This is a genomic window from Acinetobacter sp. UBA5934, from assembly GCF_002430855.1.
GTDB lineage: Bacteria > Pseudomonadota > Gammaproteobacteria > Pseudomonadales > Moraxellaceae > Acinetobacter.
In genome coordinates this window covers 1-10,004 of the sequence record NZ_DJDC01000171.1, presented here as the reverse complement: position 1 = coordinate 10,004, position 10,004 = coordinate 1, and the positions used below count along the sequence as shown (strand labels likewise).

Below are 10,004 nucleotides of genomic sequence, written 5' to 3'. Positions count from 1 at the left end.
TTGCCTGCAGGTCCACCGCCAATCACCAGCACATCAAACGCGCCTTTAGCATTCAGTTTTTCCGCTTCTTTGGCCGATGAACCGGTATCCAGTTTGGCCACGATTTCTTCTAAGGTCATGCGGCCCTGGCCGATATGTTCACCATTTTGGAACAACATCGGTACCGCCATGATTTTGCGCTGTTCCACTTCGTCCTGGAAGAAGGCTCCGTCAATCATGGTCGCCGTTGCTCCCGGATTGTGAATGGCAATCAGGTTGAGCGCCTGTACCACGTCCGGACAGTTATGGCAGCTGAGCGAGACAAAGACCTCGAAATCATCAGTCAGATTCAGGCCTTTGATTTGCGCCAACATCTCATCCGATACTTTGGCTGCATAACCCGACACTTGCAACAAGGCTAAAATTAAAGAGGTAAATTCGTGTCCCATCGGCAAGCCGGCAAAGTTCACGCGTGGCTGTTCGCCGACTTTCGCCACCCCGAAGCTCGGTGCACGTTTGTTGTTGCCATCAAAACGGGCAGTCACCTGATCCGACAGCGCGGCAATTTCAGTCACCAGTTCCTTGATTTTGTCCGACTTGTCTGAAGCATCTAAAGTCGCGACCAGCTCAATCGGGCTTTCCAGACGTTCTAATAAGGTTTTCAGTTGCGCTGAAGTATTTTGGTCTAACATGGCTAACGTCTCCAAGGGAGTAAATGCTTATTTAATAAAGCTATAATAGGGGAAATAATTGAATAGGTAAAACAGTTTGTTTTTATAATTATGATCGTATTATTGAATTATTAATGTGTTCAATTTTATTTGCTCAGCTCGACTTCATTACTAAGGTCAAGAAAATCATAATGAAATAACAGTTCATAAAAAATTTAAAAGCCCTGTTAAAGGGCTTTTAACTTGCATCATTTAACTTATAAGGCGCTGTTCAACTCGCAATATTCGCCCTTTTAAATGCTGCGCTAAAACAAATAGGATGAGGCTCAAAATTGCAGATAAGATGAGCATTGCAATAATCAATATATTCACCAGACCACTAATTTGCTCTGCCTGAGTCACTTGTTTGGAAACAATTTTCGCCATTGGGGTTAAACTCTGACCATACAGCTGATGTTGCATGGTCCAGAGCTGTTCAGGTTTAAAACCATATTCAAAAAAATTCGGATCTGTTTTTTCCGCTTTAATCAGCGCCAGAACTTGAGGAATAGCAGCATCTTTATCCACCGGTTTATGCAGTAGCGCAGTTTGTGCCAGCAGATATGCCTTTACCGGTTGATCTAAATTACTTTGCTGTAAATACTGCGCTAACTCGCTTTGCTGAATATTTTTGTCGTATTGAATGACTTCTGCGTATGCATCCTGATCGTCATTTAAATCATATTGCAGATAAGTCAGGCCTGACCACAAGACGATAAATGCAATGATCCATCCAACAAACTTCAAAATAAAAGACTGAAAACGCACATAAAAGAAACGTATTTTCTTTAAAAAATGAATGACAAAAAATGCCCCGACAAAGGAAACCAATAGTTTTAGAATCAGCCAGCCAAACCAAGATAACAGGTTGCTAAAATAGTCCGTATGCTGACTGAGTTCAGCCAGGTTTGCATCTACACTCATCGGCATATGCAATTGCTTTAATTCAGTGCTAATTCCGAAAAAGCTATACACCAAATCATGCTGTAAAAATAACGCCACCACTGAGGCAATAAAAATAGTGCTGCTCGTCATACCCAACAGCATTAAATTGCGTTGCCGCTTTTTTAACGTGACCACGCCGGATTCAATCTGTTGCGGATTTACAGCATATTCATCTAAGGGAGGCAAACCTTTTCTCCTAAAGTGCAAGCAATCCAGTTAAGTTCATGCTTAAGACTTATTTACGCTACTATTACTCGATTCTAAAACCAGATGATTCAAATTTTCTTGCAGCGCACGTAACCGTGTCGTAGCTTCAGCACGTTTCTGCATGCCTTCTTTTTGCACCTGAATCACATCATTAACAGTTTTAATGAGGGTGTTTTGCACATGTTCAAGCGTTTCGATATCAATTACTGAACGTTGATTGGCTTTGGCGGTATCTACTGAGTTTTGATGCAACAAGTCCGCATTACGGCGCAACAGGTCATTGGTCGCATCATCTATGCTATTGGCCAGCTGCACACTATTTTTCTGTTCATTCAGGGAAATCGCTAAACTGATCTGGTTTTTCCATGCCGGCAAGGTAATGTTTTTAATCGCATAGAATTTATCTACCAGCATCAAGTTATTGGACTGGATAATTCGAATCATCGGCAAGGTTTGCATGGCAGATTGCTGCAAAACCTGTAAATCACTGACCCGTTTTTCCAGATTATTAGCCAAATGATTCAGGTCATAGACTTTCTGCACCGTGGTCTGATCTTGGGTTTGGCTGCTTAAAGCGGTAATTTGTTGCTGAATTTCCTGCTCTTTTAATTTCCCGGCAGCAATATAAATACCCAGCTGTTTATATTCATCTTGCACGCCCTGAAACATGCGATCTAACGTGTCAACACGGCTTTTAAGTCCAGATTGGGAAGTCTCAATTTCTTTGACCAAAACATCAATCTGTTCTTTGGTGCTATTAAAATGCTGATCAAAGTTTTGCTTGGCCCCTTTCATTTTACTGATCAAGCCGCCAAAAAAACCGGTACTTTTTTTCTTGTTTAAAATACTGCTGCTATTCAACTGTTGGGCAACCTGTACCACCTGATTTAATTTTTGACCAGTCGTGTCCAGTTCTTTATTTTGTACCAGATTCAGCAGTTCATCGGTATAACTCGATGTTTTTGTGGCAATATTTTTGCCATATTCTGCCACTGCGGTATGGTTCATTTCAGCCAGTTCTTTATGGGCATTCATCACTTCATTAAAGTCTGAATGCTGCAAACCCATTTCTTGTAAATTCAGTTGCTGAAATTTTTGCTGAACTATATCAGTGTTCACTTCAACAGGAAGATCTTTGTGTTCAAAATCGGTCATGCTTCACCTGAATAGTCTGTTTAATGTATAGGTTTCTCGAGTGATTTTCTTAAAGTATGAATTAAATTCTCTCTACTATGATCCAGTTTTTCCAATTCAATGTGTGAACTGCTTTGGTTACTTTGTTTAACATGATATTGCCAGGCAGGAATCAGTACTTGCTGTGCTTCTTTAAAACGGTCCAGCAAAGTTAAAGAAAGCTGCTGCGATAATTGCATCTGTGTAATTGCAATATCATTACTGGCTTGTAGCGTTTGTAATGAATTGATTTTTTTTGACAATCTTTCTGAAAAATTGTCCAGCGGATGTATGTTCTTAACGAAATTCGGATATTCCAGCAAAAATTCTTGTGCAGCCCGAATGTATTTCGCCATTTGTTCACGATGCCCGATTAATTGCTGAAAACGTGCCTGCGACTTTTGTATTTCAATCTGCAGTTTTTGACTTAAATGATTAGCCCGATTGAGCAGTTGATCCAGATTTTTGTAATACTCAACCTGCCCAGAACCATATTCTAGATCAATCCCCAACCATTTTTGCAGCGCATTAAACTTGCGCGTTTTTAAGTATTTTTTTGAATCGGCCAAAGCCTGAATCAGCTGTTCTATGGTGCTACTTAATTGCTGGGTCAGGTGTGGATCGACACCGTTTAATAAAACTGACTGAGCCTGAATGACTGAATCGGCATAATGATTCAGACGATATTGATCCTGAAGCAAAGGGACCAAATCATTACGCTGAATGGAAAGCAGTTCAGTCCGATTTACTTCAATATCAGCCAAATCAACAAGTAGATCTATCTGGGACATAATATTGGAAACTCAACAAAATCATTTTTATAGTACGACTTTTGTACCAAAGATCATGTAGTGTTTTGCAATTTTTCAGAACCTCACTCAGACATGTGGTGAAACAATAAAATACGATTTGGTAATTCGTCGGAAAAATAACCAGCCTCATACCAATAATTAATTGATTATTCAAATGTTTATAAAATAAAAGACGGGTTCAGATCATTTTCAGCGCATGTTTTTATCGGATTATCCGGGATTTGACTGCTGAATTCTTTATTCTATGGCTCAGCTAATACAGGAGTATTAGACCGTTATGAAAATTCAAATAAAAAATCGGTTTCATGGAGTTGAATCGGAGAATAATGATATGACAAACAAAAATCTTTTCCTTAAATGGAGTGTAAATGCATTATTTGCATCACTCGCGTTCACATCCTTAACGAGCAATGCTGCAACATCTTCAACGCCTGCCCCTGCGAATAGCCAACAGGTCTTTTTTGTAGGTAATAACTGGGATGGTACAGTGACTGTCATTCGTCCATCAGGTAATTTTGGCAAGATCGGTGTGATTAATATGGTTCCTGATCGCAAAGAGCGTTTGATGGAAATCCACCTTAATCCAATTAAACTGATTGCTTATACTTATATTCAGTCCACCGCTGGTGAAGGTAATGATCAACTGGTGGATGACATGTATTCCACCCCAGATGGCAAGTCTGTGGTGGCATCGCGTCCAAGTTTTGCCGATGTGGTTTCGATTAATATTGCGACGGGTAAAATCAACTGGCGTACGCCTGTAGAAGGTTTCCGAGCCGATCATATGGCGGTTTCTCCTGATGGTCAGCGTTTAGCAGTATCGGCTTCTTCCGGCAATGTGGTTCATGTACTGGATATCAACACCGGTAAAGAGTTGGGACGCTTTGCAACAGGCGACAAACCGCATGAAAATATTTTCTTTAACGGTGGTACAAAAATTCTAAACTCAGCCATTGGTAATGTAGAAACTTCCATGGATGCTGCATGGCAAGATTTCACCAAAGGCAAACGCGTCCTTACCATTGCTGATGCCAATACCTTTAAAGTCCTCAAAACCATTGATTTCCGTCCCGCACTTGATGCAGTGGGCCGTAAAGATTTGTCCAATGCAGTACGTCCAATCGTATTCAGTAATGATGAAAGTAAAATTTATGCTCAGGTTTCATTTTTTAACGGCTTAATCGAGTATGATCTGAACCAGAATAAAGTTACTCGAATTGGTCAATTACCAGGTAGTTCGACTATTCCATCTGACCGGACCAAATATGTAAATGACTCCCGTCATCATGGATTATCAATCAGTGGTGATGGTGAAAAACTCTGTGTGGCAGGCACCATGGATGACTATGCAACCATTGTCGACCGTTCAACTTTAAAAGCCGGAAAACTGATTGCTGCAGGCAAGCCATATTGGGCAACCCAAAGCCCCGATGGAAAAAGCTGTGTGATTTCAGAGAGTGCTACTGATGTAGTTACGGTCATTGATTTTGCAACGGGCGAAAAAGTGCTGAGCGTTCCTGTAGGTAATCACCCGCAACGTGTTCGGATTGGTTATGCACCTGCGGGCTGGTCAACACCCTAACTGTTTATTTTTATAAATCATACAGACCTGATCTTAAGATTGGGTCTGTTTTCATTTAAATATAAAAATAGGATTTTTGGCATGAATAGCAGCATACGACTTGGTCTTATCATTGGCTTTATTGTGATTGTAGTACTGATCGTTGTGGTTTATATATTTAAACCGGCTCCCTCCTCTCCCTCAAATACAGCTAAAGCAAAAGAAAAACCCACTCCAGCTGTTGTAGTAGCGCCTGTTGAAAAAAAAGCGGTATCTGTCACACCCGTTCAATCAAAAATAGTAGCCGCACCAGATCAGAAAGTATTAATTCAACAACGCGACCAACTGTATAAAGAGTTTGCAGCCATTAGCGACGCTTTAAGTCATGGACAGCAACCCGATTTACGTCAGGTGAACCAAATGTTAGAACAGCAAAAACAGCTGGTTAAAACAGGAACGGTGACTGCGGATGAAGCTCTTTCATATTGCCAGTTTTTAAAGCAGATTTTACCTGCAATGGATCATCAGATTGATCAAAGTATTATAGAGTTAGAGAAGCTTAAGCATAGCGCGACATGACAAGTGCAATAGAAGTTATTAACTTTAACAGATTATTAAACCTCAACGTTTTTTAAACCAAATCATTAAAGCTAATTAAAAGACCATAAAAAAAACCCTTAAATCACCAGATTTAAGGGTTTTTCCATCTAACTCAATCACTTGTTAAATTCTGCCAGATATAAGCAGACTTCACGCATTGATCTTTACCTAGGCAAATTTTATCTTAATTATGGATACATAATTAAAAAGTCACACGCTGATATTTACGATATTCAGGCTTCCAGAAATTCGCTTCGATTGAACGTTGTAAAGTTTCAATATCAACTGGAGGTGCCACGCCATCCTGAATTGCCGCTTGAGCAACTTTTAAGGCAATTATCTTGGAAATTTCCTGAATCTGGTCTAAATCCGGCAGTAAATTTGATTTTACATCCTGTAATTTAGGCGAACAATCAGCCAACGCATTACTAGATGCCATTAACATATTATTGGTTACGCGTTTTGCTCCAGAAGCAATCACGCCCAATCCAATACCGGGGAAAATATAAGAGTTATTACATTGGGAAATGTTATAAATTTCATCCTGATAATTTACCGGTGCAAATGGGCTACCGGTGGCAATTAACGCTTTACCATTGGTCCACTGAATAATATCTGCCGGTACGGCTTCCACTTTAGAGGTCGGATTAGATAAAGGGAAAATGATCGGCTGTTCACAGTTTTCAGCCATTGCCGTAATGACATCTTTACTGAACAAACCTGGCTGTCCAGAGACACCAATCAGCACGGTAGGTTTGATCGATTTCACCACGTCGAGTAATGAAATGGTATTATCCGGATCTGCCCATTTGGCAATATGTTTAGGATTCTGAGCTAATTTTCTTTGGAAATCTAACAAATTAGGCTGATTGTCAGTAATCAGGCCAAAGCGGTCCACCATGAAAATCCGCTTGCGTGCCTGAGCGTCGGTCAACCCCTCTGCAACCATCTGCGCAACAATCTGTTCTGCAATACCACAGCCTGCTGACCCTGCGCCCAAGAAAGCAATCGTTTGGTCTTTTAACTGTTTGTTTGAAGCATGTGAAGCTGCAATCAGACTTCCCACTGCGACAGCAGCGGTGCCCTGAATATCATCATTAAAACAACACACCTGATCACGATATTTTTCAAGTAGCGGCATAGCATGATGCTGGGCAAAATCTTCAAATTGAATCAGCGCTTGCGGCCATCTTCTTTGGATTGCTTCAATCACCTGATCAACAAAATCAAAGTATTCATCACCACTAATACGGGGTTTACGCCAGCCCATATAAATCGGGTCGTTTAGTAATTGCTGATTATTGGTACCGACATCCAGCGTGATCGGCAAAGTATAGGCCGGGCTAATACCACCACATGCGGTATATAAAGCCAGTTTTCCAATGGGAATTCCCATGCCGCCAATACCCTGATCGCCTAGACCTAAAATTCGTTCACCATCAGTAATGACAATGACTTTGACATTTCTTCTGTTGACGTTATATAGGATCTGATCGATATGTTCACGGTCTGAATAGGAAATAAAAATACCGCGATGCCGGCGATAAATATCTGAAAAGCGTTGGCAGGCTTCGCCTACGGTTGGCGTATAGATAATCGGCATCATTTCACTTAAATGATTTTCAATTAAGTGATAATACAAGGTCTCATTAGTATCCTGGATATTACGCAAATAGATGTGTTTATTAATGTCGTCATTAAAAGAACAATATTGCTGATAAGAACGCTGACTTTGCTCTTCTATGGACTCAATCGCATGAGGGATCAATCCATGCAGATTGAAATTGCTTCGTTCTTCTTCAGTGAAAGCTGAACCTTTGTTTAAAAGAGGCAGTTCAAGTAAAGTATATCCTGCATAAGGAACATATAGCGGACGTTTCACCTTCTGATTCTTTATCACTTTTTGACTCACTTCTGGAATTTGGTAAAAATACGGGAAATATAATTTATATTGTCTATCCTATACCTTTTACTGATGTTCTCGTTATTTTAAGTTTTAATAACAAAAAAGGATCCATTTATTAATTTAATATAAACAAAAAACCTATACCGGATTTAGCTTCATGATTATTCATACATAGTTTTTTAAACAATTAAATCAATTTAACTGAGTTATTATTTTATTTTTAATTAAATCAAAATATATAGTTATACATTTATAAAATGAGGATTTTAAATCGATCAATTTCTTATTTTATTAAAAATCTCCTAAATCAAAATTCAGAAGGATGCTCAATAATCATGTCTAGTTGTTCAATATCGCTATAATGTTTTCATTCCTTCATTCTTAAATGTTTCTTAATTTATTATGTAAATCATTTTATTAGAAATAAGTAGCCAGACTTTGCCGGATTCATGACATGACTTTAGCCATGCCATGAATCTGCTCAGTATTTGAAGTGAGTAATCATTTTATAGATAATGATTGATTACCTATATTTAATTGTCTGACTTTTAAATTCTGCCTCTCGACATTTCCCCATTGACGAGTCTTAACAGGTTCAGCGGATTCTCATCTCTTAATGCTTCAGGCAACAGATTTTGCGGATAGTTCTGATAGCACACTGGACGTAGATAACGGTCAATTGCCAAAGTCCCCACAGAAGTACCACGTGCATCTGAAGTGGCCGGATAAGGTCCGCCATGTACCATGGCATCACAGACTTCTACCCCGGTCGGATAGCCATTCAATAACAAACGACCAGCCTTTTCTTCCAGTACCGGTACTACATCGGCAAACTCCGCCAGATCCGATTCATCTGCAATCAGTGAAGTGGTTAACTGTCCATTCATGCTGCTTAAAGCCTGCAGTAACTGGGCTTTGTCTTCCACTTCAATCACAATCGTGGTGGGCCCAAAGATTTCTTCCTGCAATAACTGGTTTCCTGCAAGTAGCAGCTCCACATCCGCCTTGAACAGTTGCGGTAATGCCTGCTCACCCTGTTGTTCCTGACCGGCCAGGTGCTGAATGCCTGCATGCTCAGCTAAATGAGACAGACCTGATACATAACTGTTTAATGTCCCTGCATTGAGCATGGTTTGAGCCGGCTTGTTTGCCATGATTTCACTGAGCTGTTCAATGAGCCGTGTATATTCAGGTGATTTAATCCCGAGAATGAGACCAGGATTGGTACAGAACTGGCCACAACCGAGGACTACTGAATCTGCCAGTTCCTGGGCAATCTGATCACCACGGTTTTTTAAGGCTTCAGGCAGCATTAGCATCGGGTTGATACTGCTCATTTCAGCAAAGACCGGAATCGGCTGTGGACGTGCTGCTGCCATATCGCATAGTGCACGGCCACCTTTGAGGGAACCGGTAAAACCGACGGCCTGGATTAATGGATGTTTCACCAGTAAGGCACCGACAGCATTACCATAGATCATGTTAAACACCCCTTTGGGCATGCCTGTTTTCTCAACGGCACGTTCAATGGCCTGAGCCACATAGTCTGCAGTGGCCATATGCCCGCTATGGGCTTTGACCACCACAGAACAACCTGCTGCCAATGCAGAAGCGGTATCACCACCGGCGGTCGAGAATGCTAAAGGGAAGTTACTTGCCCCAAAAACGGCAACTGGCCCTATACCAATCTTAATCTGACGCAGGTCTGGTCGTGGCAAAGGTTGACGCTCTGGCAGTGCGGTATCAATTCGAGCCCCCAGGAAATCACCACGGCGCAAGACCTTAGCGAACAAACGCATTTGCCCGCTGGTACGGCCACGTTCACCTTGCAGCCGGGCAATGGGTAAAGCGGTTTCTTGAGAAATCGTATTGAGGAAGTCTTCACCCAGTGCATCGAGTTCATCTGCGATAGATTCTAAAAATAGAGCCCGCTGTTCAGGAGAGGTATGCCGGTAGGTTTTAAAGGCAGCATGGGCAGCTTCCACGGCCTGGTTGACTTCCTGTTCGGTGGCCTGAAAGAAGTCGAAAGTCAGGGCTTCACCGGTGCTGGCATTCAGGCTTTTCAGGACTTTATCGCCTGCAGCGCTACGGGTACCCGCTATAAAGTTGTG

At 41.2% G+C, this 10,004-nt stretch carries 8 protein-coding genes; 2 read left to right on the top strand and 6 right to left on the bottom strand.

Going from position 1 to position 10,004, the window contains the following annotated elements; all coding sequences use genetic code 11:
• From B2Y23_RS12495 to B2Y23_RS12480, 4 genes are all read right to left on the bottom strand, one after another.
• A partial coding sequence (locus tag B2Y23_RS12495; protein ID WP_291371128.1) for a thioredoxin family protein occupies nucleotides 1-671 on the bottom strand: 671 nt, incomplete at its 3' end.
• 231 nt (nucleotides 672-902) lie between these two features.
• A complete protein-coding gene (locus B2Y23_RS12490; protein ID WP_291352446.1) occupies nucleotides 903-1,820 on the bottom strand; it encodes a hypothetical protein in 918 nt (305 codons plus the stop codon).
• 42 nt (nucleotides 1,821-1,862) lie between these two features.
• Nucleotides 1,863-2,996, bottom strand: a complete 1,134-nt coding sequence (locus B2Y23_RS12485) for a toxic anion resistance protein (protein WP_291352448.1) — start codon at nucleotides 2,994-2,996, stop codon at nucleotides 1,863-1,865.
• Nucleotides 2,997-3,016: 20 nt separating this feature from the next.
• Nucleotides 3,017-3,805 (bottom strand): tellurium resistance protein, encoded by a 789-nt coding sequence (locus tag B2Y23_RS12480; RefSeq protein ID WP_291371126.1) that lies wholly within the window; start codon nucleotides 3,803-3,805, stop codon nucleotides 3,017-3,019.
• Nucleotides 3,806-4,157: 352 nt separating this feature from the next.
• Between B2Y23_RS12480 and B2Y23_RS12475 the strand changes: the two genes are divergently transcribed.
• Both B2Y23_RS12475 and B2Y23_RS12470 read left to right on the top strand, forming a co-directional pair.
• Entirely contained in the window at nucleotides 4,158-5,408 is a 1,251-nt protein-coding gene (locus B2Y23_RS12475; RefSeq protein ID WP_291352452.1) for a YncE family protein, read from the top strand.
• 81 nt (nucleotides 5,409-5,489) lie between these two features.
• Nucleotides 5,490-5,966, top strand: a complete 477-nt coding sequence (locus B2Y23_RS12470; RefSeq protein ID WP_291352454.1) for a hypothetical protein — start codon at nucleotides 5,490-5,492, stop codon at nucleotides 5,964-5,966.
• A 223-nt stretch (nucleotides 5,967-6,189) separates the two neighbouring features.
• Here the strand turns inward: B2Y23_RS12470 and B2Y23_RS12465 are convergent, their stop codons facing one another.
• Both B2Y23_RS12465 and B2Y23_RS12460 read right to left on the bottom strand, forming a co-directional pair.
• Entirely contained in the window at nucleotides 6,190-7,887 is a 1,698-nt protein-coding gene (locus tag B2Y23_RS12465) for an NAD-dependent malic enzyme (RefSeq protein ID WP_409449752.1), read from the bottom strand.
• A gap of 554 nt (nucleotides 7,888-8,441) precedes the next feature.
• The coding region (locus B2Y23_RS12460) for an aldehyde dehydrogenase (NADP(+)) (RefSeq protein ID WP_291371124.1) at nucleotides 8,442-10,004 on the bottom strand (1,563 nt) is incomplete at its 5' end.